A 24612-nucleotide genomic window follows, 5' to 3' on the forward strand; every position below is an offset into this window, starting at 1 on the left:
TGTATTTAGAAGTGTCGTTCGGATCCTGTGAATTAGAGGGGAAAAGCATTGGATTTTTCTACCTCTTTTACAGCTTTTGTGATATAATTATCATGTATTAAAAAAAGAAGGAGTCATATCTAATGGCAAAATTGACTGTTAAAGACGTTGACTTGAAAGGGAAAAAAGTTCTCGTTCGTGTTGACTTCAACGTTCCTGTAAAAGACGGCGTGATCACTAACGATAACCGTATCACTGCAGCTCTTCCAACTATCAAGTACATCCTTGAACAAGGTGGACGTGCAATCCTCTTCTCTCACCTTGGACGTGTAAAAGAAGAAGCAGATAAAGAAGGTAAATCACTTGCTCCTGTAGCTGCTGACTTGGCTGCTAAATTGGGTCAAGAAGTGAAATTTATCCCAGGTGTTACACGTGGTGCTGAATTGGAAGCAGCTGTTAACGCTCTTGAAGATGGACAAGTTCTCTTGGTTGAAAACACTCGTTTCGAAGATGTTGACGGCAAGAAAGAATCTAAAAACGATCCTGAACTTGGTAAATACTGGGCATCACTTGGAGATGGTATCTTCGTAAACGATGCATTCGGTACTGCTCACCGTGCACACGCATCTAACGTTGGTATCTCTGCAAACGTTGATAAAGCTGTTGCTGGATTCCTTCTTGAAAACGAAATTGCTTATATCAAAGAAGCAGTTGAAGCTCCAGAACGTCCATTCGTAGCTATCCTTGGTGGATCTAAAGTATCTGACAAGATCGGTGTTATCGAAAACTTGCTTGAAAAAGCTGATAAAGTCCTTATCGGTGGTGGGATGACTTACACATTCTACAAAGCACAAGGTATCGAAATCGGTAACTCACTTGTAGAAGAAGACAAATTGGATGTTGCGAAAGCTCTTCTTGAAAAATCAAACGGCAAATTGATCTTGCCAGTTGACTCAAAAGAAGCAAACGCATTTGCTGACTACACTGAAGTGAAAGACACTGAAGGTGAAGCAGTAGATCCAGGATTCCTTGGTCTTGATATCGGTCCTAAATCAATCGCTAAATTCGACCAAGAATTGACTGGTGCGAAAACAGTTGTATGGAACGGACCTATGGGTGTATTTGAAAACCCTGACTTCCAAGCTGGTACAATCGGTGTGATGGACGCTATCGTGAAACAACCAGGCGTTAAATCAATCATCGGTGGTGGTGACTCAGCTGCTGCTGCGATCAACCTTGGCCGTGCAGACAAATTCTCATGGATCTCTACTGGTGGTGGTGCTTCTATGGAACTCCTTGAAGGTAAAGAACTTCCAGGATTGGCTGCTCTTACAGACAAATAATCTAAATAGAATGAAAGAGGCTGGGACACAAGTCCTAGCCTCTCAATTATTTTTGGATTGTCGAGCAAGACGCAGTGGTTGAGTGGGCTCTACTACGCTGATTTCATCAGCTTTTACAGCCCTACTCAACTGTGCGGAGGTGGGACGACGAAATCGAATTCTAACGAATTACCGATTTCTGTCCCACTCTCTTTTTTCTTTCTATTGATATCTGTTCTCTCCTTTCTGAAAATATGGTAGAATAATAGAAATAGAAAGATAGGTGACCATGGATTACTTTAAACGACACAAATTTGATTGGTCCAAATTCCGTTTGGGGATGAGAACCTTTAAAACAGGGATTGCCGTTTTTATTGTACTACTTATTTTTGGAATATTTGGCTGGCGAGGCCTTCAGATCGGGACGTTGACAGCTGTTTTTAGTTTGAGGGAAGACTTTGATAAGAGTGTCCACTTCGGGGCTTCGCGTGTCATGGGCAACAGTATCGGAGGTTTTTATGCCGTATTGTTCTTCCTTTTAAAAACGCTCTTTCATGGGGCGTATTGGGTGACTCTGATTTTTGTACCTATTGCGACCATGTTAACCATTATGACAAATGTCGCTATGAATAATAAAGCAGGAATTATCGGAGGAGTTTCGGCAATGCTGATCATTACCCTTTCGATTCCTAACGGAGAAACCTTCTTGTATGTTTTTGCCCGAATATTTGAGACCTTTATTGGCGTTTTCGTTGCGATTTTGGTCAATTCGGATGTGGATCGCATTCGCGATTTTCTCAAGAAACACAAAAAACCTATGTAAGATTATATAACATTTAATCTTGACATAGATTTTTTTTTCGATATAATAGAATAGAAAGAGGAATGGTATGAAGGAAAAGGAATTACGACGCTCGCTGGCAGTCTTTCCGATTGGAAGTGTTATGAAGCTGACTGACTTGACAGCTCGCCAGATTCGTTATTATGAAGATCAGGGATTGATTTCTCCTGATCGGACAGAAGGCAATCGCCGCATGTATTCGTTGGACGATATGGACCGCCTGCTTGAGATCAAAGATTATATCTCAGATGGCTTCAATATTGCGGATATTAAGAAGAAATATGCGGAAAAAGAGCAAGAGCAAACCAAGGTTGTCAGTCAAGAAGAGATCCGTAAGGCTCTTCATCGTGACATTCTTCAGCAAAGTCGCTTCACATCTTCCCCATCGCCATATGGTCAATTTCGTTGATCATTTCATAAGCTTGTAATCTATTTTAAGGAGACAAAAATGTCAATTACTGCTGCAGATATTCGCCGTGAAGTAAAAGAAAAAAATGTTACTTTTATTCGCTTGATGTTCTCTGATATTTTGGGAACCATGAAGAACGTCGAAATTCCAGCTACCGATGAGCAACTGGACAAGGTTCTTTCAAACAAAGCCATGTTTGATGGTTCTTCTATCGAAGGATTTGTCCGTATCAACGAGTCAGACATGTATCTTTACCCAGATTTAGATACATGGACAGTTTTCCCTTGGGGAGATGAAAATGGTAGCGTAGCTGGCTTGATCTGTGATGTCTATACGACAGAAGGGGAACCATTTGCAGGAGACCCACGTGGCAACTTGAAACGTGCCCTTCGTCATATGGAAAAACTTGGATTCAAATCCTTTAACCTTGGACCAGAACCAGAATTCTTCCTCTTTAAGTTGGACGAAAATGGAGATCCAACTCTTGAAGTAAATGACAAAGGTGGCTATTTTGACTTGGCTCCAACAGACCTCGCAGATAACACTCGTCGTGAAATCGTAAATGTCTTGACCAAGATGGGTTTTGAAGTAGAAGCTAGCCACCACGAAGTAGCCGTTGGTCAGCATGAAATTGACTTTAAGTATGACGAAGTTCTCCGCGCTTGTGATAAGATTCAAATCTTCAAGCTTGTCGTGAAAACCATTGCCCGTAAACACGGTTTGTATGCAACCTTTATGGCCAAACCAAAATTTGGAATTGCCGGATCAGGTATGCACTGTAATATGTCTCTCTTTGACCAGGATGGCAACAATGCCTTCTTTGATCCAGAAGATCCACGTGGAATGCAATTGTCAGAAACTGCTTATCACTTCTTGGGTGGTTTGATCAAGCATGCCTACAATTTTACAGCTGTGACCAATCCAACCGTCAACTCTTATAAACGTTTGGTTCCTGGATATGAAGCACCTGTTTATATCGCTTGGGCAGGTCGCAACCGTTCTCCATTGGTACGTGTGCCAGCATCACGTGGTATGGGAACTCGTTTAGAATTACGTTCCGTAGACCCAATGGCCAATCCTTATGTAGCTTTGGCAGTCTTGCTTGAAGTCGGCCTTCACGGTATTGAAAATAAAATCGAAGCACCTGCTCCGATCGAAGAAAATATCTATGTGATGACACCGGAAGAACGTAGAGCAGCTGGAATCACAGATCTCCCTTCTACTCTTCACAATGCCTTGAAAGCCTTGACAGAAGACGAAGTGGTGAAAGCTGCCTTGGGTGAACACATCTACACCAGCTTCCTCGAAGCCAAACGAATCGAATGGGCAAGCTATGCGACCTTCGTATCCCAATGGGAAGTAGACAACTATTTAGATCTTTATTAAGAAACAAGAGTAAAGAGGCTAGGACAAAAGTCCTAGCCTCTCAATTATTTTTGGATTGTCGAGCAAGACGCAGTGGTTGAGTGGGCTCTACTACGTTGATTTCATCAGCTTTTACAGCCCTACTCAACTGTGCGGAGGTGGGACGACGAAATCGAATTCTAACGAATTACCGATTTCTGTCCCACTCTCTTTTTGATCCTCAAAAAGTCATCATAAAACCAGTTGAAACAGTGGTTTCAACTGGTTGTTTTTTAATTTTCGTCATCTGGTGTGAGAATCATTGGGATAATGATAGGTTCACGTTCCGTGCTCTCGTATAAGAATGGGCGAAGGGCATTGACAATCGCACCATTGACGGTTTGGATATTGGCATCTTTGTTCTTCAAGGCGATACGAATAGCATTGAAGAGAATGCGTTGGCTTTCACGGATCAGGTCTCCTGATTCACGCATGTAGATGAAACCACGGCTCAAGATATCTGGTCCTGCCAGAATCATCTTCGATTTGAAGTCAACAGTCGCAACAGCAAGCACGACACCGTCTTCGGAAAGGTCTCTCCGGTCACGAAGAACAGCAGCTCCGATTTCGCCGATGCGATTTCCATCGACATAGATGTCTTGGGCATTAAAGCTTCCTGCAATACGAGCAGAGTTGGCTGTAAGGGCGAGAACATCACCGTTACTCATGATGAAGATATTGTCTTTTTCTACTCCGCAATCACGCGCAAGTCCTGCGTGGATCTTCTGCATCCGGTATTCACCATGGACAGGCATGAAGTATTTTGGTTTGATCAAGCGGAGCATGAGTTTTTGTTCTTGTTGCCCCCCGTGTCCAGATGTATGGATGTTGTTGATCTTCCCGTGAATGACATCGACACCCGCTTCAGAAATCGTATTGATCAATTTGTTCACACTGGTTGTATTCCCAGGAATCGGACTAGATGAGAAGATAACGGTATCTCCTGGTTGGAGTTGCACTTGGCGGTGCGTTCCGTTGGCGATCCGAGAGAGGGCTGCCATCGGCTCTCCTTGGCTTCCTGTACACATGATCAGGATTTCATTAGCCGCATAGTCTTTGATCTCATTTGGCTCGATAATGGTTCCAGCAGGGACCTTGATGTAGCCAAGCTCGATTCCATTGACGATGGCTTTTTCCATGGAGCGTCCAAAGACGACGATCTTGCGACCTGTCTTGACAGCGGCCTCAGCGGCCTGTTGGAGACGGAAGATATTCGAGGCAAAGGAAGCAAAGATAATGCGCCCATGGATGCCTTCGATGATCTTCATGATTGATTGGCCAACCACTTTTTCAGAGTTGGTAAAGGTTGGAATTTCCGCGTTGGTTGAGTCTGAGAGCAGACAGAGAACGCCTTCTTCTCCAAGAGCTGCCATACGATGGAGGTCAGCCGGTTCCCCAACGGGCGTGAAGTCAAATTTGAAGTCTCCGGTACAGACAATCTTTCCTTGAGGGGTGTGAATCACAATCCCTAAAGGTTCTGGAATCGAGTGAGTGGTACGGAAGAAGGTTGCTTTAAGATTTTTAAATTGAAGCTCAGTGTTTTGGTTGATTTCGTAGAGTTTGGCATCGCGAAGAAGGCCGTGCTCTTCTAATTTTCCACGGATCAAGGCAAGCGCTAAAGGTCCAGCATAGATAGGGACATTGGCTTGCTTCAAAAGGAAAGGAATCCCACCGATGTGGTCTTCGTGTCCGTGGGTAATGAGGACCGCTTTGACACGATCAATATTGTCAACGATATAAGAGTAATCAGGGATCACATAGTCGATCCCAAGGAGGTCGTCTTCTGGAAATTTGATCCCGGCATCGACAATGATGATTTCATCTTGGTACTCGATCCCGTAGGTATTTTTCCCGATTTCTCCAAGTCCACCAATGGCAAATACACCAACTTCTTCAGGTTTTAAGGTATAGGCCATGGATTAGTACTCCGTTAGTTCAAAGGCACCTGACTCTTTCTCGTAAGCAAGGTGTTGCTCAGAAAGTGGTGTGATAAATTCAATGTTGAAATCTGTGTTTGCTTCAACCAATTGACGAGCTTGGATGCGTCCTTCGCGTTCATTTGGTGCATCAATATCGAGATAAAGTGCATGCGTCGTTTCACGACGAGGGTTCCGTTCTTTTGTTTTCTGATAAAAAACTTTGTAAATCATGAAGTAATTTTCCTTTCATTATTTCGGTCCATTTGTTAGCTGCGAAGGAGTGTAATCACTAGAGTTTTCTACTCGCAACTAGTGGACCTGATTCGATACAATTAATTATCATTATATCATAAATTCGCCTGTAAGTAAAAGATAGACTGGAAAAGTCAGAGGGGCAAAGACCTATAATAGAGAAGCTTTTGAGCAGTTTTGGATAGGAAAATCCTGCGTTCTAGAGGAGAGTTTCGCTGGGATTTGAAGGGAATTTGTAGTATAATATAATCCAGTTCAAGAGGAGTAGGAAATGAAATTATTAGCATTTGATACCTCGAGTAAGGCTCTTTCTGTAGCGATTTTAGAAGATGAGGCTCTACTTGCAGAAACAACATTAACTATTAAAAAAAATCATAGTATCACCTTGATGCCGGTCATCGATTTTTTGATGCAACAAATCGACTTGACACCCAAGGACTTGGACCGGATCGTGGTGGCAGAAGGTCCTGGGAGTTACACTGGACTGCGCATTGCGGTCGCAACCGCAAAGACCTTGGCTCATACCTTAGGAATTGAATTGGTCGGGGTTTCGAGCCTCTTAGCCCTAGTGCCAGATGATCTAGAAGGTTTGGTAGTGCCTGTCATGGATGCCCGTCGGAACAACGTTTATGCAGGTTTTTACCAAGATGATCAGCTGGTCGCACCAGAAGGGTATTTTCCATTTGAGGAAGTCCTAGAGCATGCAGCGACGAGTGAGCAGGTCACCTTTGTCGGAGAAGTCACGGCCTTTAAGGAGCAGATCGCCTCTAGCCTGCCAAGGGCTACTTACTATGAAACCTTGCCAGATGCAGTGAAAATCGGACGTCTCGGTCTCAAACAAGCGCCTGCTAGCCTCCATGATTTTGTCCCTCATTATCTCAAACGGGTCGAAGCAGAGGAAAATTGGCTCAAAGACCACACGGAAACAACGACCTCTTACATCAAGCGCCTATGATGAAAGGAACAATCAGGAAAGGGAGTAGCCAAGATGCGGCCTCCATTCTCGCTGTGCTGGAAGATGTCTATGAAGCAAGTCCCTGGAAGTTGGAGCAGATTGAAGCTGATTTAGAGCAGGAATCGACCTCCTATTTCCTAGCTGTGGATGAGGGGCAAGTCCTTGGATTTGTCGCCATTCAAGAGACTCTCTATGAAGCAGAGGTCTTACAGATTGCGGTCAAGCGCGTCTTTCAAGGCCAAGGCCTAGCTCAGCAGTTACTCGCGCAGTTGCCGGACCAAAAAGAGATTTTCTTAGAAGTGCGCGTGTCCAATCAACCGGCCCAAGGCCTATACAAAAAAATGCATTTTGAAGAAATTGCACGGAGGAAAAACTACTATCACGATCCCATAGAGGATGCTGTGATCATGAAGAGGAACCCAAATGAAAGATAGATATATTTTGGCTTTTGAGACATCTTGTGATGAGACCAGTGTGGCTGTCTTGAAAAATGACGACCAACTCTTGTCCAATGTCATTGCCAGTCAAATCGAAAGTCACAAGCGTTTTGGTGGGGTGGTGCCTGAGGTAGCCTCTCGTCACCATGTGGAAGTCATCACCGCTTGTATTGAAGAAGCCCTGGAAGAAGCCGGTATCACAGAAGCAGATGTCACAGCTGTGGCTGTCACCTACGGTCCAGGCCTAGTTGGAGCTCTTTTAGTCGGCCTAGCTGCAGCCAAGGCCTTTGCCTGGGCGCATGGACTTCCTTTGATTCCTGTCAATCATATGGCAGGGCATTTGATGGCCGCTCAAAGCGTCGAGCCCTTAGAGTTTCCGCTTTTGGCCTTGCTGGTGAGTGGAGGACATACAGAACTAGTCTACGTCAGTGAAGCGGGTGATTATAAGATCGTCGGAGAGACCCGTGATGATGCTGTCGGAGAGGCTTATGACAAGGTTGGGCGCGTGATGGGCTTGACCTATCCAGCAGGACGTGAGATTGATCAGCTGGCCCACCAAGGGGCTGATATCTATGATTTCCCTCGGGCCATGATCAAGGAAGACAATCTGGAATTCTCCTTTTCAGGACTCAAATCTGCCTTTATCAATCTGCACCATAATGCCGAGCAAAAAGGAGAAAGTCTCTCCAATGCAGACTTGTCTGCAAGTTTTCAGGCAGCCGTATTAGACATTCTCATGGCCAAGACCAAGAAGGCCTTGGAAAAATATCCGGTCAAAACCCTAGTCGTCGCTGGTGGGGTCGCAGCCAACCAAGGTCTCCGTGAACGCCTGGCTTCTGACATCACAGATGTCAAGGTCATCATTCCGCCTCTGCGCCTCTGCGGGGATAATGCAGGGATGATCGCCTATGCCAGTGTCAGTGAGTGGAACAAAGAAAACTTCGCAGGCTGGGATCTTAATGCCAAACCAAGTCTCGCCTTTGAAGGAATTGAATAAGAAAAAGGAGCCAATTGGATGTGCGATTCCAATGGCTTTTTTGCTGGGATCTCACCAACTAGTAGCGGATTTGCGAGTCGAAAGAAAATTCGGTATGATAGAAGGAATAAAAGAATGGTGAGGGAAGGGAGCGAGAAAATGGTAAAGGTACCGAATAGAGTCAAAAAACTAATCTTTGTAATGATTGGTGTTGGCTTTTTATTGATTTTGTCTTATAGGACTTATATCGCTATTTATATAAAACCATATACGTTTATTGATTTGAAAGAAAAAATTGTCGATTATGATTTTATTGAAAATGGGAAGGTTATCGTTACAAAATGGGATTATTCAAATAAACTCGATTATTATATGACAAAGAATAATGGGGATGTGTTACGATCTTATCCAATTGTCGGGAAAACAAAAATTGTTAAAGAATACCACAAACTAAAGGATATTAATGATATGAAACATAATATTCCGGATGGGAAAGAGTATTGGGGTATTACTATATACAATATAAAAAATAAGAAATTAACTCCTAAGGATTATGATCTTTTTAAAATGACTCGTGAATACAACAAATCATATGTACCAGATAGAATTGACAATGTTATCTATATTAGTAATGGCAAAGAATTGTTGGATATATACTTAAAAAGTCCTAAGGATCATTATAAGAAGGACATTATTAAATCTATTGATTTACAATCAGGAAAGGTAATTGATCAAGGTGATACAACGGAAAAAGAAGTTGTGAATGATTCAACCAACTATATTTCATTTTTACCTATTCATGAGCAGCTAACAATGGCTGATCGTAGAATCTCATTAGATAAAACCAAAAATTTTCCTGAATCCGATGCTACAATTTTTGATAAATACCCAAATACTAAAGATTTATTTTCCGAAAGTCATTCTATGATAGGGATTTTGGCAGATAGACCTAGTGTGGACACGAACATTCCTATACTTCAACTTTTAGTGAATCCAAAAACGAATTTATTTAAAAATGTTACAATACCAGCAGAATATTCTATAGATGGCCAAGAACATGAGATTCATTCCTATGATGAGTTTAAACAATTCTACAATAAAATAGAAAACATACAAGGAGAGTGAAAAAGAGGTTGTTATGCAAACAATGATTAATTTAGGGATATGGGAGAACAAGAATTACCATTTTGATTTGGAGGGAAAAGTCATACTAGAAGAGACATCTTCTCCTAACTACTGGTCTTATGTACTGCTCCCTATTACATTATTTATTATCAACAAAATTTCGGATGGATTAGCGGAGTATGGAATATTTGACAATCAGTTGGTACGACTTGGAACGATTCCAATTTTAGGTGTTATCTCCTACTTCTTAGCTGCGTGGATTATTCGATATTACCATGCAAGCCTGAAATTACAGACATCTAAGTTGGATGAGGATCAGTGCAAGAAGTTCATCAAGGCATTAAAGAGACGGAAGGTGTACTTTACATTTCTTGTCAATCTTTTTAGGTTCCTAACTGTAGCCGCTATTCTTTTGTTTGTTATCGGAAATGAAACCATTGCAGCACTCTTTTTGCTCATTAGTTTTTCAGTGATTTTTATGTTTAAATTTGATTACCAATTATCTAAATGGCCTGATATGATAGAGATCATATCTCAAGAAGTGGAAAATGGTAATTAAGGAAATCTCTGATGGGCATGAGGCCTTTGAAAAAGTAGGTGGATGTATTGAAAAAATTTTTAAGTTTGAAACTGGTTTGTCTAGCAATTATTGTAGTCGGTTTAGTATTCTATTTTAAACCTTCAGAGACTAAGAAAAATCCTATCGAAAAGAGACCTAGCTCAACAAAAGTCATTCATGAAGGGAATCTCAAGAATGTTCAATTATTTGGTGAGAAAAATCAATTTGTTTTGAGTAAGGATCTGACATTGGTTGATGGGAAGTATCTGGTTGGTTTTGACTATGTAAAAACCGATGACAGAATAAATGGGAGTATGTCGGATTCCGATATTACGAGATTGACAATCATTTTAAAGAAACAACCGTAAATGCTTTAGATGAGATTCGTAAGACAGCACCAAAAGCCTTTATTTATGATTATCAAATAAATGTTAATAGTGGAGTAAGTGTTGTAGATCTAATCTATTTTGATTCTCGTAGTGCAATGGAACGTAGCATTGGAAATGGGAAAAATATTTATTACAAGTTAGATGAACAGAAATACTACAGCAAGTATGCCGTCCCAGAGGGCAGTGCAGTTAAGGAAAAAATTATAGACTATACAAATTTAATGGAATTAATCGATAAGAATACCGGTTTTGATCTTCAGGCAGGATTTAAATTTCAGAAACAGGCTAAGAATGTAAAGACAGATATCAATTTATTTGTAATTTATCCGGAATTCAAAGAGAAAATGTTGAGTGGTAAGTACTGGATTGAACCTAGATTACAGTTATTAAGTAGTAAGGAATGGTTTGATACTCTTCTTCATTGGTTTGCACCTAAAGGACAGGACACTTTACCTGGTGTAAAAATTGAAGCTCGGTACTCAATAGATGGTCAAGAACATGAAATTCGTTCTTATGATGAGTTTAAACAATACTACAATGGAAAAGGTGGTGAATTGAGTGAGTAAAGCCTTATCTGGAGGATTGGGAGAAGAAAGCTGGATTTGATCAGGTTAGTACCGTCTAGGATGCTATGTTGAAAGCATGTAGGAAGTAAATAGGATGTTAGAATATAAAGAAACAAGTATTTTCTGTCACCAACTGGTAGAGTACAATGGCAAAAAATTCCTGTTAGATGCTAGTACAATGAAGCCTAAGCTCTATTATTGGGGGTTGCCAACGGAAACTATTACTGTTGAGATGATGGAAGTAGATAAAAAAGTTGAAATTCCAGGCACACCCATCAATAAATTAAATGGGGGAACAGCAGCTATTCTAGTTCAGTCATTTGTGGGAGTGGTTTATAGTCTCTTCAAAAAGCTATTCGGTGAGTATGCTATTAGTCAGCAAATTTTTCTAAAGATAGTCTTATTCATGGTTGCCATGCTTATATCATTTGCGCTCTTTCGATTTTCTCTAGAAAAGGCTCGTAAAAAGGTTAAGACTCTATTTCCTACAGCGACTAAGAGATACAGGGTGACTTTCAAGCCGATACCAGAAAGAAAGCACATTTTTGATGCCCATCTATTGAATCTTGTCTTACTGGCCTGTTTAGCCATGTATTTATTCATCAATAATGGAACAGAAGGGATCTTTTTGGTGATAGGCGGTATTCTTACGGCTTTTCTATTGACCTTTGAATTTGGTAAAGTCCCAGTTCTTTTAGGAGCTAAAACAGGGAATTTACGGTTTGATAGTGTAGAAGAGATTGTCGTTGAAAAAAGTAATTCAAATTGAATGGACAAAAAAAGGAGTAGAAATGCTGAAAAAAAACAATTGTTTTGTTAGTGGCGCTTCTATTATTAACAGCATGCGCCCAGTCTCGACAGGAATCAAAAGATTCTTTGCCGAGCAAAACGGAACAGACCTCAAAAGAGTCTTCGTCTATTAAACATGAAGCGGATTTGCAATTTTTAGTGCCCCCTCAGTATGAAGGAAAAACATCTGATTTGATCGAACTGGGTAAGAAGTTGGTTAAGGAACATCCAGAACTTGGAAATCAAGGAAGCCTATCGATTAACTATACTGGCGCAACTTTCTCATCAAATCAACAAGAATATGCTGTTTTTCTATTGATTAACAAAGCTGGGTTTCAAATTGATAAGGATTTTGAATTTTCATTGAGTTGGAAATATGATGGGCAATTGATTTATCAGAATCAACGGATTGGCTATAAAATTAGTGACAGTGGAGCATTGCCTGATCAATCTGCCACGATTTTGACCTTGCCAATATCCAGTGAGCAAAAACAAATTGTCGAGAGCATGACACAAGAAGAAAAGATGTCATTAGAAATGTCGGATTTAAAAGTAACTAAGTAGGTAGAAAAATGCCAGTATATATTATACTTCTTTTTGTAATAGGGGGCGCGTCTATCTTTTTCCTAACTGCTTTTTTCATCTACTTCTGCATTTCTAAGCGTTTTGCAAGAAGGAAAAATCTATCAACAGAGCGGGTCGAAGGTATTGTTATTGGCTATGCGTATGCAAAACAGGTAATTCCACCAATTGTCGAATATATTGTTGATAGAATAGCATATAAGAGACAACTGGAATATCGTTGGACCGTGGTGAAATCGGCCCCTTGGATGAGTCGGAAGGCGGTAGCTGATACACCGGATCTTTTAAGTGAAAATTTAGTGATTTCTAGAAACTCAATGGTCTCCTATACAAACGTTTTAGAAGAAGCCTTTCCTAAAGGATCTACCATGACCGTCTGGTATAATCCTCAAAATCCAGAAGAATCTTATGTTGAACGTTTTTGTAATAAAGATAAACTGTATAAAAAGTTAGCTCTTCTCTTTCTCGTTCTCTACATCATTTATATGATCGTTTTTGTAACACTTACGATTTTATCTATAGTTTACAATTGGAAGGCTAATTAAGATTTTAAAATATAAGGGCAGTAGAAATGGTTTGAGTCTCTCATTGGTCCTTTTTCAACCTTTTTTCTTGTGTTATAATAGAGGTCAATGATTTAGAAAGGAGTGAGAGAGTGGAAAAAGATTTTTGGCAGGGGGTGAGGGACGCGCTACCGACGGCTTTGGGCTATATCAGTATTGGCCTGGCTTGTGGTGTGGTGGCGTCTCCCTATCTTTCTCCTTTGGAGATGGCCTTGATGAGTATCTTGGTCTATGCTGGGGCAGCCCAGTTTGCGATGATCTCTCTGATTGCGGCCCATTCTTCGATCTTGAATATGGCCTTGACGGTGTGTTTGATCAATCTCCGTAATATGTTGATGAGTCTGCATACGTCATCTGACTTTAAGGATGCTAGTCTCGCTCATACCATCGGGATTGGAAGCCTCCTGACCGATGAGAGTTATGGGGTCTACTTGAGCGAGAAGTTAAAGACGGATACCATTACAGTCCCTTGGATGCATGGGAACAATCTAGTAGGCTATGCGGCCTGGATCGGTGCGACGGTTATCGGAACAGCTCTAGGATCTCTCCTACCTGATCCAAAGGCTTTTGGGCTTGATTTTGCTTTGGTGGCTATGTTTATTGGGATTTTTGCAGCCCAGTTTCAAGGAATGCAACTGACAGAAAAGACCAAGACTATGCTCATGGTGCTGTTAGCAGTAGCAGTGAGTTTCTTTCTCTTACTCTTTTTTGTTTCGCAACCGCTAGCTGTGCTAGCTGCGACCTTGATCGGCTGTTTTGTGGGGGTGGTCTGTGATGCGCGTGAATAATTATATCTTCATGGCCATTCTGGCCTCAGCCCTCGTTACCTGGACTCCTCGGATCTTGCCCTTCCTCTTAGTCAAATACAAGGGACTGCCGGCTCCTGTGACCCGCTTTCTCAAATACCTGCCCATTTCCATTATCTTTGCCTTGGTTTTATCAAGCTTAGTAGAGGGGAAAATTGGAAGCCTCCCGCAGTTTCACTGGTTGGACCTCATGGTGACCATTCCTAGCTTCTTTGTCGCCTTTCGTTACAAAAACCTTATGGGAACCGTTTTGTTTGGAATTGTCTTGATCGCCCTATTGCGATTGGTGTTTTAAATGGAAAAATATGTTACAAAAAAATTACAATTGTTACAAAAAAACTTGATTTTTGTAACAATTGGAGTATAATGGGAGTCAGAAAGATAAAGAGGTGATCGTATGAAAAAATCAATCTTCCGTTGGAGTGCCGCTGTTCTGGTGGCTGCTTCACTTGGTCTAGCTCTCGGTGGTTGTGGTGCTAAGGATAAAAAAACAGCTTCCTCATCCGAAAAAGCATCTACCAGTAAGGTAGAGAAAAAAGCCAAAAGTAATAGCAAAAAGAGTGCGGCATCTTCCTCTCAGGCAAACGATACAGCTAGCTCTTCGACTCAAGCCAGTAGCGCGACAGCTTCAAAAGACTCTGGTAAGACCGAGAATGCGTCTACTACGACGCAAGCTACTGTCCCTGCAGAATTGGTGGGAACTTGGGTAGGATCTAGTCCACAAGCGGATGCGATTAAAATGACAGTGGATGCCAATGGAAATGTGACAACAGTGGTTAGCTTCAAAAATGATAGCGAACCAACTCGGACAGCTACCTATACTGCAAGAGCAGTCCAAGCAACAGGCAATATCTACTATTGGGAGTCAGAAGGATTGGATGGAGCTGATGCCTTGCTTCCTGGGATCACAGGGCTAGGTGTAGCCAACTTCCGACTGGAGCCAGGTTTTGTCTTAGAAGAAGGCCATTATACCCCGATTGTTTTCACAGCGCCTGTCAATACAGAATTTGACTACACCAAATACAATGATTTTCGTTTTTCATTAACCAAAGAACAATAAAAAGACGAACTCGATGGAAAATCGAGTTCGTTTTTTTAGTAATGAGGGCTCCCTGCTACCCAACCGGTGCAGAGGGCGGATGTAATATTAAAACCGCCTGTATGGGCATTGATATCGAGGACTTCTCCTGCAAAGTGGAGTCCAGGGACGAGCTTACTTTCTAGGGTTTTCGGATTGATTTCTTTGAGGCTGACACCGCCCTTGGTCACAAAGGACTTGGCTAGAGACATCTTCCCGGTGACGGGGATAGGCAACTCTTTGATCTTTTGAATGAGCTCTTCTGTCTGAGGAGGAGTGAGTTGCTTGGCTTTTTCAGGGAATCCTTGCGCCAAGAAATCAGCTAACCGTTCAGGAAGTAGGGCTTTGAGGCTATTTTTAATGGCCTTTTCTCGATGCTCTTCTAGAAAGTCTTTTAACTCTTGGGAAGAAGTGATCGGAAGGAGGTCCAGAGATAAGATTTCCCCGCCTTTAACAAAGCTGGACATCCGAAGGGCTGCAGGGCCAGAAAGTCCAAAATGGGTAAAGAGAAGGTCGTGTGTGATGATGTGTTTGCCGTAGCTGAGGGTCACATCTGTCAGAGAGATCCCTTGGAGGGCCTTGTGTGGAAAATCTGTCAAAAGAGGGCTTTCTGCCGCTTCTAGATCTGTAATGCTATGTTTGAAGTGGCGGGCAATTTCGTGTCCGTAGCCAGTAGAGCCGGTAGAAGGGTAAGATTTTCCTCCAGTCGTAACGATCAGCTTATCAGCTGTCCAAGTGTTTTCAGATGATTTGACGATGAAGACGTCTTCTGGCTTGGTGACGGAGACCACTTCGCAGTTGGTGGCCATGCTAGCACCTAGCTCAAGGATCTTATTTTCTAAGGCTTGAATAATGGTGCGGGATTGATCACTAACAGGAAAGACCCGACCATGATCTTCGACCTTCAGTTTGACGCCATTATCGGTAAAAAATTGGATGATATCATGATTATCAAATTGGGAAAACACACTGTAAAGGAAACGGCCATTTCCAGGGATACCGGCCATCAAATCGTCTAAGGTCCCGTTATTCGTGACGTTACAGCGACCTCCTCCGGTACCAGCAAGTTTCTTACCGAGCCTTTTATTTTTTTCGATCAGTAGCGTAGGTTGGCCATAAGAGGCGCTAGCAATAGTAGCCATCATACCTGCTGGGCCACCACCAATGACAATGGTGTGAAAATGAGTCATGTCGTTCTTCCTTCTCTTGTTTTTTCATGATTTGCTTTGTCCATTATATCATTTTATGGACGGCTTCGGAAATGAAGGAATCAAAAAACAAGCACCTTTCGATGCTTGCTTTTGAATGATTCTTTGATCAACTCATTACATGATTCCAAGGAAGTAACGGATGAAGAAGAAGGCAAGGACAGCACCAACAAATGGAGCAGTACCTGGTACAAGAAGACCATATTGCCAGTCGTTGTTTACTTTATCTTTGATTGGCAAGATTTGGTAAGCGAAACGAGGTCCAAGGTCACGCGCTTGGTTCATCGCGAAACCTGTAGTACCACCAAGACCCATACCGATAGCCCAAACGATCAAACCAACAGTGAATGGAAGCATTGCTTCGTTGGCATGTTCAGCAGCCATGATAGATGTCAAGAAGATAAATGTTGCGAACGCTTCGACGAAGTAGTTACGTGGAAGGTTACGGCAGTTAGGGTTTGTAGAGAAGATGTTACGGATAGCAACACCATCAATTTGACCTTCAGAAATCTTGAAGTGGTCAGCATACATAAAGTAAGCAATCAAAGCTCCAAGGAAGGCACCGATCATTTCAGCGATTGCAATTGGGAAGAATTGAGCGATTGTCAATTTACCAAGAAGGACTTTAAGCAAAGCCATTGCAGGGTTCATTGAAACGCCGCCAAAGACAAACAAGCAGACAGTGATACCGAATGCCCATGTAGTAATCGCAAATAAGTGTCCAGTTCCAGCATATTTTGTTTTCTTCAAAACGTCGTCACAGTGTACGCCAACCCCGAAGATAATCATCAAAGCTGTACTCATAACTTCTGCAAGTAATTGATGTGTCATGTTAATAAATGTCTCCTAAATTAATAAATATATTTTTGTAATTGGTGATAAACTTCTTGAATCGGCAACTGCATCTCCTTAGCAATACGCTGACAGTCTTCGTATTCAAGAGTCTTCTTAGTGATGGATCCGTACTGATTGATTTTAACCGTAACGGTACCAAATTCTGTATCGATTTGTTCAAATCGACGTTGCATGACCTTGCGGTCAACTTGTTGGTATCGAAAACCAATGGTACTGGTTTCTTTGAACAAGAGGGTTGAAAAATCTTCTAGCTGGCTAGTTTGAATCAAAAGTGTTAACTCAAAACCAGGACGATTCTTTTTCATAACGATGCTACGATAGTAGATATCCAAAGCGCCAGCATCCAAGAACCGATTTAGAATATAAGCCAGTTGTTCTGGTGTTTGATCATCAATCGTTGTAGTTATTTCAACGATGCGATCATCGGTGTGATGGACGATGGTCGTGCTATGTGAGGAGTCTTCCATCAATAGCGAACCGCGTAAAGCATTGAATTTTCCGGTATCTCTTTTACCAAAGCCATAGCCGACACTTTGGATGGCAAAGTGGGATGGGATCGGTTCAAAGATCGGGTCCATTGCTTTCAAGAGAGCTAACCCTGTTGGGGTGATCAACTCTGTTTTGACGGTGAAGTCTTGAGTGATCGGAATGGTGGTTCCCTTTCTCAACTGCATGACAGCAGGAACTGGAACCGGCATTTCCCCATGGGCAACTGAGATCGTCCCACTTCCCTCCGTGAGAGGAGTGGAGTAGACTGTGTCGATCCCGAGCGATTCCACTAGGATGAAAAAGCTAACGATATCGACGATCGAGTCAATGGCACCGATCTCGTGGAAATGGATCTGCTCAACAGGCATGTTGTGCACAGCTGCTTCAGCCTTTGCAATGTCAAGAAAGACTGCAAGGCTCCTATCTTTCACAAAAGGGCTCAACTGAGAAGCGACAATCAAGTCGTGGATGTCTGCATAACTGCGGGCATCCACATGGGAATGTTCATGTTCATGATCGTAATGGTGTTCATGATCGTGATGGTGTTCATGATCGTAATGGTGTTCATGATCGTGATGGTGTTCATGATCGTGATGGTGTTCATGATCGTGATGGTGTTCGTGATCGTGATGATGTTCGTGATCGGGATGATGTTCGTGATCGTGATGATGTTCGTGATCATGATCGAAATCGCCTTCAATCCCCGTATCTTTCTCCCCGTGGTGAAGGTGAACATCAAAATCAGTTCCCCAGATAGCGCTTTTTGCGATACGATCAACATGGAGGTGGAAACCATCGACTCCCAGTTTTTCGAGTTCGGAGCGAAGCAAGGTGACGTCTCCCCCAAGGTCAACCAATAGACCATTGAGCATATCGCCACTTATTCCAGAAAAAGGTTCTAAAAATAGACTGGTCATTCGTTTTCCTTTCGATTGTGGTTGAGTCGGTTGATCATACAAGCCGAATAAGCTGCGCCAAATCCATTGTCAATATTGACGACGGTGACTCCAGAAGCACAGGAAGTCAGCATACTCATCAAAGTCGTAAGTCCTTGAAGATTGCTTCCGTATCCGATACTAGTCGGCACGGCAATCACAGGCACATCCACAAGCCCTCCAACAACGCTGACAAGAGCTCCTTCCATTCCAGCGATGACAATGACCACGCTGGCTTTTTGGATCTCATCTAAGCGTCTAAAGAGGCGATGAATACCGGCAACCCCTACGTCATAGATCCGGTGGACCGCGTGGCCAAAAGTCTCTGCAGTTACAGCAGCCTCTTCGGCAACAGGGACATCACTAGTCCCTGCCGTCACAACGGCAATGTAGTGCTCCGCATCCACCTCTTCTTTTTTAGAGTTGAGAACGAAGCAGCGAGCTTCTGGATAATAATGGCCGTTAGGAAAGAGCTGAGAAAGAGCCTCTCCCTTTTGGAGAGAGACCCTAGTTGCAAGGATCGGCAATTCTTTTTGTAAGAGGAATTGCATGATGCCTTCCATTTGCTCAACTGTCTTTCCTTCGCCGAAGATGACTTCAGGGAAGCCATTGCGACGTTGCCGGTCAGTATCAATTGCTGCATACCCTAGTTCTTTCACACCGTTAATTTGCTCCAGTGCATCCTCTACAGAGAGATGGCCAGCTTGCAAGTCACGGAGTGTTTGTTCTAGATTTGGTTGAAAATCCATGGTAGATTCTATTCAACAACGACAGAAAGTCCGTCGCGGATAACTGTTACTTTCGCATCTTTTCCTTCACGAGCGAAGGCTTTTTCAAGCGCTTCGTCAAATGAAGTTGCAAGTTCCATGTGCATACCTGTGATCAAAGCAGGATCGACAAGGTCAGATACAAAGATAACATGGTGGTGTACCAAAATACGAGCCAAGATTTGAGAAGTCCATTGGTCTGGAACAGTTTCCAAACGAGGTGTATTGATAGCTTGTTCCAAGAAATCTTTTGGATCTTTGACGTCAGCAAGGTTACGATAGAATCCTTCTCCACCGTGACCATCTGCACATCCAGCTACCATGATGATTGTTCCGCCTTCTTTGTTAGAAGCTTCGGCTGCAGTCATCCCTTTAACAGCTTGGTAGATGTTTTGGTCAAGTGGGAAACCACCGTTTGTTGAAATTGTGATGTCGCTTTCGATCTTAGACACACGTGCCAAGTCTGCAACGAAGTCACAACCAACTTTGTGGGCTTCAACCATGTCCCCAGCGAAAGATCCGATGATGTGTTTTTCGCCGTCCAATACAACGTTGACGATGAAGGCCAAGTTTGCAGTACGAGCAGCGTAAAGCATATCTTCGTGGATTGGGTTGTGGTCAAGGTTACCAGTACGTGCCTTATCAGAATTGATGAAGTCACCTGAGTGGTTCGCCATGATAGTTTTGTATGATGCGATACCTGGAAGGACTGATTTACGTCCGCCTGAGAATCCAGCAAAGAAGTGAGATTCGATGAATCCTTCTGCTAGCAACAAGTCAGCTTCAGCAGCGATCTTGTTGATGATACAATCACCACCTGAAGGAAGTTGACCGATTTTAACCATGTCGTCGTCGTTTGTTGAAATGTGCATAACGATTTCTTCATTGTCAACGATTTCTTGGCCGTATTTGTTGATCAATTCTTCACGAGTTGAAGGACGGTGGAAACCAGTAGCAACCAAGATACGCACGCGTGCATCAGGGTTAACTGAGCGAATACGACGCAAAATGATTGGAGTGATGATGTGAGAAGGAACGGGACGAGTGTGGTCAGAACTGATCAACACGATGTCTTTTTTGCCTTTAGCAAGTTCTTCCAAAGTAGGGCTGCCGATAGGGTTGTCCATTGAACGTTCAACAGTTTCTTCTTCAGACAGTGGGTTATGGAAGTTTTCCGCCTTAGACTCTAACAATCCTGCAAAGTTTTCATCTGGAATCTTTGCAACAATCGTCTTTTTGTCGTACGGTAATTTAATTTCTACCATTATTGCGATCTCCTTTATTAATACTGATACTTATAGTATAATTCTTTTTCAAAAGAGGTGTGTACGATTTGTTGTTAACAAATGACAACATAAAAAAATATAAACAGGTGTATCATTAGTGTGATTTCAAGAAAGAGCAGATGGGGAGGAAAAACCGTCGTGAATTCAGAATTTTTAGTGAAATTTTTGGAAGAGAGGCGAACGCCGATCGTCAAGAAAAAATACCATAGTTACCTCTCCTATCGTGGGATCAAAGAGGATTACATCTACATCTTGAAAGAAGGTGTGGTCAAGACCAGTGTCATCATGCGTGATGGACGTGAGTTTAACTTTTCCTATCTAAAAGCCATTGACATTGTCTCTTTGATTCGTGATGAGGTATCCAACTATACAGACTCACCTTTCAATGTGCGAGTGGAGACAGAAGAAGCAAGTTTTTATCGCATTCCTCGGGTCAAGTTTTGGAATTTTGTCAAAGAGCAAAAAGAGCTGCAGGACTATGTGAGGGACTATTATCGTAATAAACTGTCTGAAAGTATGGAGTCTCAGCAGTATATGATGATGAATGGTAAAAAAGGGGCGGTTTGTTTTCATTTGCAAAAACTAAGCAGTTTGTTTGGTGTGGAGCAAGAAGACGGCGTCTTGATTGATTTCAACATTACCAATGAAGATATTGCCGGTTTTTGTGGGATTTCGACGCGAAACAGTGTCAATCGCATTCTCAATGAATTAAAACGAGAAGGTGTTTTGGATATTCGACAGCAAAAGATCGTGATTTTGGATAATGAACGGATTGAAGAATTTATCGGAAGGGAGCTATTCTAAGATGGCAACAGAAGCACAAACCAGAAAAGAAAAAGAAGAAAAATTACAAGATATTTTACGAAAAATCGGAAAGGTAGCCGTTACCTATTCAGGTGGGATTGACAGTTCTTATCTCTTGAAGGTGGCCTTAGATACCTTGGGACCTGACAATGTTATTGCGGCCGTCGTGAACTCTGAGATGTTTTCAAATGAAGAGTTCGATCTAGCGCTCGACTTGGCTGATCAGCTAGGAGCACCTGTGCTTGGTCTGGAAATGAGAGAATTGAGTGATCCACGGATTGCTGCCAATACGCCCAATATTTGGTATTACACCAAACAATTGATGTACCAAACTATTAAGGATTCAGTTACAGAACTGGGCTTTAAGCAATTGGTGGACGGCAATATTATGGATGATATCGACGATTTTCGCCCTGGTATCAAGGCTCGGGACGAAGCGGGTGTCCGCAGTGTCTTGCAAGAAGCCGGCCTCTATAAGACAGAAATTCGTCAATTGGCCAAGGAAAGAGGGGTCTCCAATTGGAATAAGGTGCCATCTTGTAGCGTTGCCTCACGCTTCCCATACGGAGTGAAAATCACTTCAGAAAATGTACAACGGGTTTTTGAAGGGGAAGAGTTCCTTGTAGGACTTGGCTTTGAGCAAGCCCGTGTGCGTGTGCATGGAGACTTGGCGCGCATCGAAGTGGAAAAAGACCACCTGCTTAAAGCCATCCAACTGCATGACAAGATCAATGACTACATGAAAAAAATCGGATTTACCTATGTAGCCTTGGATTTGGCTGGATATAAGTACGGCCGGATGAATGATGCATTGGATGAAAAAACAAAAGAAAAAATTATGGCAGGTTAAGCAATGAAGGAAGTGATAAAGTTCTGGTTTGAAGAGTTGAAGCCAGAGGATTGGTTCAAAAAATCAGACGCACTGGATCAAGAAATGCGCGTGCGCTTTGAAGAACTTTACTGGAAGGCCAGTCGTGGAGAATTGTTCAGCTGGCGCACTTCCGCCCAAGGGCGCTTGGCAGAGATTTTGCTTTTGGACCAAATTCCTCGGAATATTTTTCGAGGGACGGCCCAAGCCTTTATGACCGATTCGCTTGCCTTGGTCTTGGCCCAAGAAGGCCTAACACAAGCTCAAGAATTACCAGTTGTACAAAGAGGCTTTTTCTACATGCCCTTTATGCATTCGGAATCTTTAACCATTCATGAAGAAGCTCTGCGCCTATTTGATCAACCGGGCTTAGAAAAGCGTTTGAAGTATGAGAAGATGCACATGGACATTCTTCAACAATTTGGGCGTTATCCACATCGGAATGCCATCTTAGGACGGCCTTCGACCAAGGAAGAAGAGGAGTATTTGAAAGAACATTCTGGCTTTTAAGGGAAGATGAGGCCCACAGATTTCAAAACTCTTTTCTCTCTTCATGAAATTGCCTGAAACAGCAGGCATGATGTCAGAGTTCCCTCACCTAGGCTTTTCCAAGCGTCTAAAAAATGGTATAATGAACTGTAAATTTCACAATTTGGAAGGAATGTTATTGCTATGATGAATATGCAAGACTTAATTTAAGATTCTTTAAGCCTTGTTATCCATAGAAATGTTGATTTTAAAGGATTTAGTCTGCGACATAATTAACAATTTTTAGATGTATTACACTATATTGGACAGTAAATGGACAGTGACAGAGTGTTTGAAGGAGAGAAGAAGAGGCCTAAGGGTCTCTTTTTATATAATATGATTGTATTATTACGAAAAGTTTAGAAGGTGGTAAATCGGATATTCAATAAAGAGTTCCCTCTGGCTTTCGGAAAACTCATTTTCAAATAAATAATTTGCTTGTTCTTTATATCCTAATATACAAGCTGTAGCGTATCGGATTTCAACTGCACTGTGATTCATTAAAGATAAAAGATAGTTATCGGTAGGAGAGAGAAGCTTTGATATATCACTATAATAATTTTAGTGCATTTTAAATATAACGTATTTGAATTATTTTATAAATCGTGATAAAATACAATTAGCAGTAATAGACTGGAGGAAATAGAGTGGGAAGCTTATTAGCTACTAGGATTAAGAGTAGAAGAAAAGAATTGAAATTATCTCAAAAAGAATTGGCAGAAGGCATTTGTAAGCAAGGTCAAATTAGTCGTTTGGAGAACGGAGAATATACACCGGGTTCAGAATTATTGCATCAACTGGCTAAAAAACTCAATGTTAGTATGGATTATTTTTTTGACGAACAAATTTTGAATGAGAGTACAGAGCTTATTGATTTTAAAAAAATATCTAAAACGTTCATTACTCAAAGAAATTATGAATCTTTGAAATATATCTATGATTTAGAGAAAAAAAAATCTCATCGCTTATCATTGTCAGATAAAATATATCTGGAATGGATAGCTTCATTGGTTGAGTTTTACGTTCACGATAGAAGAGAGCTAGCAATAGAGCGGTTAGAAAAGGCATTAAAATCAACTCATAAGACAGATATAAACTACCTTCAAATTTCCAATACGCTTTTTAATTTCTACTATGATACAGATAGCCTAGCTAAGTTTGATACGATGAAGGAAGAATTGACCACTCATTTGCAGCAATTGTCTTTAAATACAATAGAGGAACTGGAGCTGTCCGTAAAATTTAACTACAATCTTAGTCGTTATTTTTGGCTACAAAACAATACGGAATCAGCTATTAAACAAATAACTGCCACTATAAAACTATGTCAAGATTATCGAACAACTTATTTATTAGCTGATTCATTTGTGTTGTTGGGAAATCTAAGTCAAAACTTTTCAGAAAGAACGACGGTTAAAACCTACTTTGAGACTGCACATTTTTTGTATAAGCAAATTGAAGATAATACAGAGAAGGCTCTGGCAATGGAGCACTATATCTCTGATAAATTTAAAAATTAGATATTGGAACGATGCTCACGGGTATCGTTTTTTTGCTATCGTTATATACAAAAAAAGTATAAAAAAAAAAAGTATAAAAAAGGTTTATAAAAAATATTGACATAAAAATTTTTTAGTGCTAAAATAAATCTATCAAAATTTAAAGGAGATTCTTATGAAGAAGTTTTTAAAGAAACTCATTGTCATGTCTTTGTTGGGAGGATTGATTTTAGCTGTTGGTAAAGGTGGAACAAATAAACCGAAACCAATGAATGAGATTGACCCTGGCCCAGCGAATACTTACACGAGATAGTCTCGAAAGAGTTTTATAAATTATTTTGTAAACATGTTTAAATAATATTTAGAAAGGAGTCAGAAATGATTGTAGAAGAAAAAGAAACTCGTGAATCAACTCGTCGTAC

The 24612-nt window shown here is 41.6% G+C and carries 29 protein-coding genes; 22 read left to right on the forward strand and 7 right to left on the reverse strand.

The features are described 5' to 3' along the window. Window positions 1-122: 122 nt before the first annotated feature. The 4 genes from M1G14_RS00745 to glnA all read left to right on the forward strand — a co-directional run bounded on the left by M1G14_RS00745 (window position 123) and on the right by glnA (window position 3937). Complete coding sequence (locus M1G14_RS00745; protein ID WP_003008876.1) at window positions 123-1322, forward strand: phosphoglycerate kinase; 1200 nt, start codon at window positions 123-125, stop codon at window positions 1320-1322. A gap of 268 nt (window positions 1323-1590) precedes the next feature. Beyond that, entirely contained in the window at window positions 1591-2124 is a 534-nt protein-coding gene (locus M1G14_RS00750) for an FUSC family protein (protein WP_003008874.1), read from the forward strand. A gap of 67 nt (window positions 2125-2191) precedes the next feature. Continuing rightward, window positions 2192-2551 (forward strand): MerR family transcriptional regulator, encoded by a 360-nt coding sequence (locus M1G14_RS00755; RefSeq protein WP_003008872.1) that lies wholly within the window; start codon window positions 2192-2194, stop codon window positions 2549-2551. A 39-nt stretch (window positions 2552-2590) separates the two neighbouring features. Continuing rightward, a complete protein-coding gene (gene glnA / locus M1G14_RS00760) occupies window positions 2591-3937 on the forward strand; it encodes a type I glutamate--ammonia ligase (protein WP_023919214.1) in 1347 nt (448 codons plus the stop codon). Window positions 3938-4188: 251 nt separating this feature from the next. On the opposite strand, the gene rnjA is transcribed toward glnA, so the two are convergent. Then, window positions 4189-5871 (reverse strand): ribonuclease J1, encoded by a 1683-nt coding sequence (gene rnjA, locus M1G14_RS00765; RefSeq protein WP_003015245.1) that lies wholly within the window; start codon window positions 5869-5871, stop codon window positions 4189-4191. Between the two features lie 3 nt (window positions 5872-5874). Beyond that, window positions 5875-6105 carry a DNA-directed RNA polymerase subunit epsilon gene (locus M1G14_RS00770; RefSeq protein ID WP_031576344.1) on the reverse strand — a complete coding sequence of 77 codons (231 nt, stop codon included), beginning with the start codon at window positions 6103-6105 and terminating at the stop codon, window positions 5875-5877. A 292-nt stretch (window positions 6106-6397) separates the two neighbouring features. On the opposite strand from M1G14_RS00770, the gene tsaB reads away from it, so the two are divergent. The 13 genes from tsaB to M1G14_RS00835 all read left to right on the forward strand — a co-directional run bounded on the left by tsaB (window position 6398) and on the right by M1G14_RS00835 (window position 14933). Next, a complete protein-coding gene (tsaB, locus tag M1G14_RS00775; RefSeq protein ID WP_070845724.1) occupies window positions 6398-7081 on the forward strand; it encodes a tRNA (adenosine(37)-N6)-threonylcarbamoyltransferase complex dimerization subunit type 1 TsaB in 684 nt (227 codons plus the stop codon). Beyond that, window positions 7078-7515: a ribosomal protein S18-alanine N-acetyltransferase gene (rimI, locus tag M1G14_RS00780; RefSeq protein WP_070845722.1), complete on the forward strand. Its 438-nt coding sequence runs from the start codon at window positions 7078-7080 to the stop codon at window positions 7513-7515. The genes tsaB and rimI overlap by 4 nt, the downstream gene beginning before the upstream one ends. Next, window positions 7505-8515: a tRNA (adenosine(37)-N6)-threonylcarbamoyltransferase complex transferase subunit TsaD gene (tsaD, locus tag M1G14_RS00785; RefSeq protein WP_070507032.1), complete on the forward strand. Its 1011-nt coding sequence runs from the start codon at window positions 7505-7507 to the stop codon at window positions 8513-8515. The genes rimI and tsaD overlap by 11 nt, the downstream gene beginning before the upstream one ends. An 18-nt stretch (window positions 8516-8533) precedes the next feature. Continuing rightward, complete coding sequence (locus M1G14_RS00790; RefSeq protein WP_176745631.1) at window positions 8534-9619, forward strand: hypothetical protein; 1086 nt, start codon at window positions 8534-8536, stop codon at window positions 9617-9619. Window positions 9620-9632: 13 nt separating this feature from the next. Continuing rightward, window positions 9633-10178 (forward strand): hypothetical protein, encoded by a 546-nt coding sequence (locus M1G14_RS00795; protein WP_070845720.1) that lies wholly within the window; start codon window positions 9633-9635, stop codon window positions 10176-10178. A 47-nt stretch (window positions 10179-10225) separates the two neighbouring features. Then, window positions 10226-10546 (forward strand): hypothetical protein, encoded by a 321-nt coding sequence (locus tag M1G14_RS00800; RefSeq protein WP_247926120.1) that lies wholly within the window; start codon window positions 10226-10228, stop codon window positions 10544-10546. A gap of 116 nt (window positions 10547-10662) precedes the next feature. Then, complete coding sequence (locus M1G14_RS00805; RefSeq protein WP_247926121.1) at window positions 10663-11133, forward strand: hypothetical protein; 471 nt, start codon at window positions 10663-10665, stop codon at window positions 11131-11133. Between the two features lie 94 nt (window positions 11134-11227). Further along, a complete protein-coding gene (locus M1G14_RS00810; protein WP_247926122.1) occupies window positions 11228-11902 on the forward strand; it encodes a DUF443 domain-containing protein in 675 nt (224 codons plus the stop codon). Window positions 11903-11952: 50 nt separating this feature from the next. Beyond that, entirely contained in the window at window positions 11953-12486 is a 534-nt protein-coding gene (locus M1G14_RS00815) for a hypothetical protein (RefSeq protein WP_247926165.1), read from the forward strand. Window positions 12487-12494: 8 nt separating this feature from the next. After that, window positions 12495-13049, forward strand: a complete 555-nt coding sequence (locus tag M1G14_RS00820; protein ID WP_070845713.1) for a DUF3592 domain-containing protein — start codon at window positions 12495-12497, stop codon at window positions 13047-13049. 110 nt (window positions 13050-13159) lie between these two features. Continuing rightward, a complete protein-coding gene (locus tag M1G14_RS00825; RefSeq protein WP_070845711.1) occupies window positions 13160-13855 on the forward strand; it encodes an AzlC family ABC transporter permease in 696 nt (231 codons plus the stop codon). Beyond that, window positions 13842-14168, forward strand: a complete 327-nt coding sequence (locus tag M1G14_RS00830) for an AzlD domain-containing protein (protein WP_176745630.1) — start codon at window positions 13842-13844, stop codon at window positions 14166-14168. Before M1G14_RS00825 ends, M1G14_RS00830 begins: the two co-directional genes overlap by 14 nt. Before the next feature lie 102 nt (window positions 14169-14270). After that, window positions 14271-14933 (forward strand): hypothetical protein, encoded by a 663-nt coding sequence (locus M1G14_RS00835; RefSeq protein WP_070845709.1) that lies wholly within the window; start codon window positions 14271-14273, stop codon window positions 14931-14933. A gap of 35 nt (window positions 14934-14968) precedes the next feature. Here the strand turns inward: M1G14_RS00835 and aao are convergent, their stop codons facing one another. The 5 genes from aao to larA form a co-directional block, all read right to left on the reverse strand. Beyond that, the gene (gene aao, locus M1G14_RS00840) at window positions 14969-16141 is read right to left on the reverse strand and encodes an aminoacetone oxidase (RefSeq protein ID WP_049523411.1); all 1173 of its coding nucleotides are present in this window, start codon (window positions 16139-16141) and stop codon (window positions 14969-14971) included. A 135-nt stretch (window positions 16142-16276) separates the two neighbouring features. Beyond that, complete coding sequence (larD, locus tag M1G14_RS00845; RefSeq protein WP_024056458.1) at window positions 16277-16990, reverse strand: D/L-lactic acid transporter LarD; 714 nt, start codon at window positions 16988-16990, stop codon at window positions 16277-16279. A gap of 20 nt (window positions 16991-17010) precedes the next feature. Then, complete coding sequence (gene larC, locus M1G14_RS00850; protein WP_049523409.1) at window positions 17011-18420, reverse strand: nickel pincer cofactor biosynthesis protein LarC; 1410 nt, start codon at window positions 18418-18420, stop codon at window positions 17011-17013. Continuing rightward, on the reverse strand, window positions 18417-19187 hold the full coding sequence (gene larB / locus M1G14_RS00855) for a nickel pincer cofactor biosynthesis protein LarB (RefSeq protein WP_045759929.1): 771 nt from the start codon (window positions 19185-19187) through the stop codon (window positions 18417-18419). The genes larC and larB overlap by 4 nt, the downstream gene beginning before the upstream one ends. A gap of 8 nt (window positions 19188-19195) precedes the next feature. Further along, window positions 19196-20470, reverse strand: coding sequence for a nickel-dependent lactate racemase (gene larA, locus M1G14_RS00860; protein ID WP_049474658.1), 1275 nt, complete (start codon window positions 20468-20470; stop codon window positions 19196-19198). A gap of 159 nt (window positions 20471-20629) precedes the next feature. Between larA and M1G14_RS00865 the strand changes: the two genes are divergently transcribed. From M1G14_RS00865 to M1G14_RS00885, 5 genes are all read left to right on the forward strand, one after another. Next, window positions 20630-21295 carry a Crp/Fnr family transcriptional regulator gene (locus M1G14_RS00865; RefSeq protein WP_049474659.1) on the forward strand — a complete coding sequence of 222 codons (666 nt, stop codon included), beginning with the start codon at window positions 20630-20632 and terminating at the stop codon, window positions 21293-21295. Between the two features lies 1 nt (window position 21296). Further along, entirely contained in the window at window positions 21297-22145 is an 849-nt protein-coding gene (gene larE, locus M1G14_RS00870; protein ID WP_045759926.1) for an ATP-dependent sacrificial sulfur transferase LarE, read from the forward strand. A 3-nt stretch (window positions 22146-22148) separates the two neighbouring features. Beyond that, entirely contained in the window at window positions 22149-22673 is a 525-nt protein-coding gene (locus M1G14_RS00875) for a DUF924 family protein (RefSeq protein ID WP_049474661.1), read from the forward strand. A gap of 665 nt (window positions 22674-23338) precedes the next feature. Further along, window positions 23339-24211 (forward strand): helix-turn-helix domain-containing protein, encoded by an 873-nt coding sequence (locus M1G14_RS00880; protein WP_247926123.1) that lies wholly within the window; start codon window positions 23339-23341, stop codon window positions 24209-24211. Window positions 24212-24365: 154 nt separating this feature from the next. After that, complete coding sequence (locus M1G14_RS00885) at window positions 24366-24503, forward strand: hypothetical protein (RefSeq protein ID WP_021153946.1); 138 nt, start codon at window positions 24366-24368, stop codon at window positions 24501-24503. Window positions 24504-24612: the final 109 nt, after the last annotated feature.

It is taken from the genome of Streptococcus parasanguinis, from assembly GCF_023109675.1.
Classification (GTDB): Bacteria; Bacillota; Bacilli; order Lactobacillales; family Streptococcaceae; genus Streptococcus; species Streptococcus parasanguinis_I.

What these genes read in the sequence shown, in the direction of transcription:
- aao (WP_049523411.1), bottom strand. Translation starts at nt 16,141, where the DNA reads ATGACTCATTTTCACACCATTGTCATTGGTGGTGGCCCAGCAGGTATG.
- M1G14_RS00805 (WP_247926121.1), top strand. Translation starts at nt 10,663, where the DNA reads ATGGAACGTAGCATTGGAAATGGGAAAAATATTTATTACAAGTTAGAT.
- M1G14_RS00750 (WP_003008874.1), top strand. Translation starts at nt 1,591, where the DNA reads ATGGATTACTTTAAACGACACAAATTTGATTGGTCCAAATTCCGTTTG.
- M1G14_RS00770 (WP_031576344.1), bottom strand. Translation starts at nt 6,105, where the DNA reads ATGATTTACAAAGTTTTTTATCAGAAAACAAAAGAACGGAACCCTCGT.
- rimI (WP_070845722.1), top strand. Translation starts at nt 7,078, where the DNA reads ATGATGAAAGGAACAATCAGGAAAGGGAGTAGCCAAGATGCGGCCTCC.
- M1G14_RS00795 (WP_070845720.1), top strand. Translation starts at nt 9,633, where the DNA reads ATGCAAACAATGATTAATTTAGGGATATGGGAGAACAAGAATTACCAT.
- M1G14_RS00820 (WP_070845713.1), top strand. Translation starts at nt 12,495, where the DNA reads ATGCCAGTATATATTATACTTCTTTTTGTAATAGGGGGCGCGTCTATC.
- M1G14_RS00835 (WP_070845709.1), top strand. Translation starts at nt 14,271, where the DNA reads ATGAAAAAATCAATCTTCCGTTGGAGTGCCGCTGTTCTGGTGGCTGCT.
- M1G14_RS00755 (WP_003008872.1), top strand. Translation starts at nt 2,192, where the DNA reads ATGAAGGAAAAGGAATTACGACGCTCGCTGGCAGTCTTTCCGATTGGA.
- M1G14_RS00885 (WP_021153946.1), top strand. Translation starts at nt 24,366, where the DNA reads ATGAAGAAGTTTTTAAAGAAACTCATTGTCATGTCTTTGTTGGGAGGA.
- M1G14_RS00810 (WP_247926122.1), top strand. Translation starts at nt 11,228, where the DNA reads ATGTTAGAATATAAAGAAACAAGTATTTTCTGTCACCAACTGGTAGAG.
- larE (WP_045759926.1), top strand. Translation starts at nt 21,297, where the DNA reads ATGGCAACAGAAGCACAAACCAGAAAAGAAAAAGAAGAAAAATTACAA.
- larB (WP_045759929.1), bottom strand. Translation starts at nt 19,187, where the DNA reads ATGGATTTTCAACCAAATCTAGAACAAACACTCCGTGACTTGCAAGCT.
- M1G14_RS00790 (WP_176745631.1), top strand. Translation starts at nt 8,534, where the DNA reads ATGTGCGATTCCAATGGCTTTTTTGCTGGGATCTCACCAACTAGTAGC.
- M1G14_RS00745 (WP_003008876.1), top strand. Translation starts at nt 123, where the DNA reads ATGGCAAAATTGACTGTTAAAGACGTTGACTTGAAAGGGAAAAAAGTT.
- tsaB (WP_070845724.1), top strand. Translation starts at nt 6,398, where the DNA reads ATGAAATTATTAGCATTTGATACCTCGAGTAAGGCTCTTTCTGTAGCG.
- glnA (WP_023919214.1), top strand. Translation starts at nt 2,591, where the DNA reads ATGTCAATTACTGCTGCAGATATTCGCCGTGAAGTAAAAGAAAAAAAT.
- larD (WP_024056458.1), bottom strand. Translation starts at nt 16,990, where the DNA reads ATGACACATCAATTACTTGCAGAAGTTATGAGTACAGCTTTGATGATT.
- tsaD (WP_070507032.1), top strand. Translation starts at nt 7,505, where the DNA reads ATGAAAGATAGATATATTTTGGCTTTTGAGACATCTTGTGATGAGACC.
- M1G14_RS00830 (WP_176745630.1), top strand. Translation starts at nt 13,842, where the DNA reads ATGCGCGTGAATAATTATATCTTCATGGCCATTCTGGCCTCAGCCCTC.
- rnjA (WP_003015245.1), bottom strand. Translation starts at nt 5,871, where the DNA reads ATGGCCTATACCTTAAAACCTGAAGAAGTTGGTGTATTTGCCATTGGT.
- larC (WP_049523409.1), bottom strand. Translation starts at nt 18,420, where the DNA reads ATGACCAGTCTATTTTTAGAACCTTTTTCTGGAATAAGTGGCGATATG.
- larA (WP_049474658.1), bottom strand. Translation starts at nt 20,470, where the DNA reads ATGGTAGAAATTAAATTACCGTACGACAAAAAGACGATTGTTGCAAAG.
- M1G14_RS00875 (WP_049474661.1), top strand. Translation starts at nt 22,149, where the DNA reads ATGAAGGAAGTGATAAAGTTCTGGTTTGAAGAGTTGAAGCCAGAGGAT.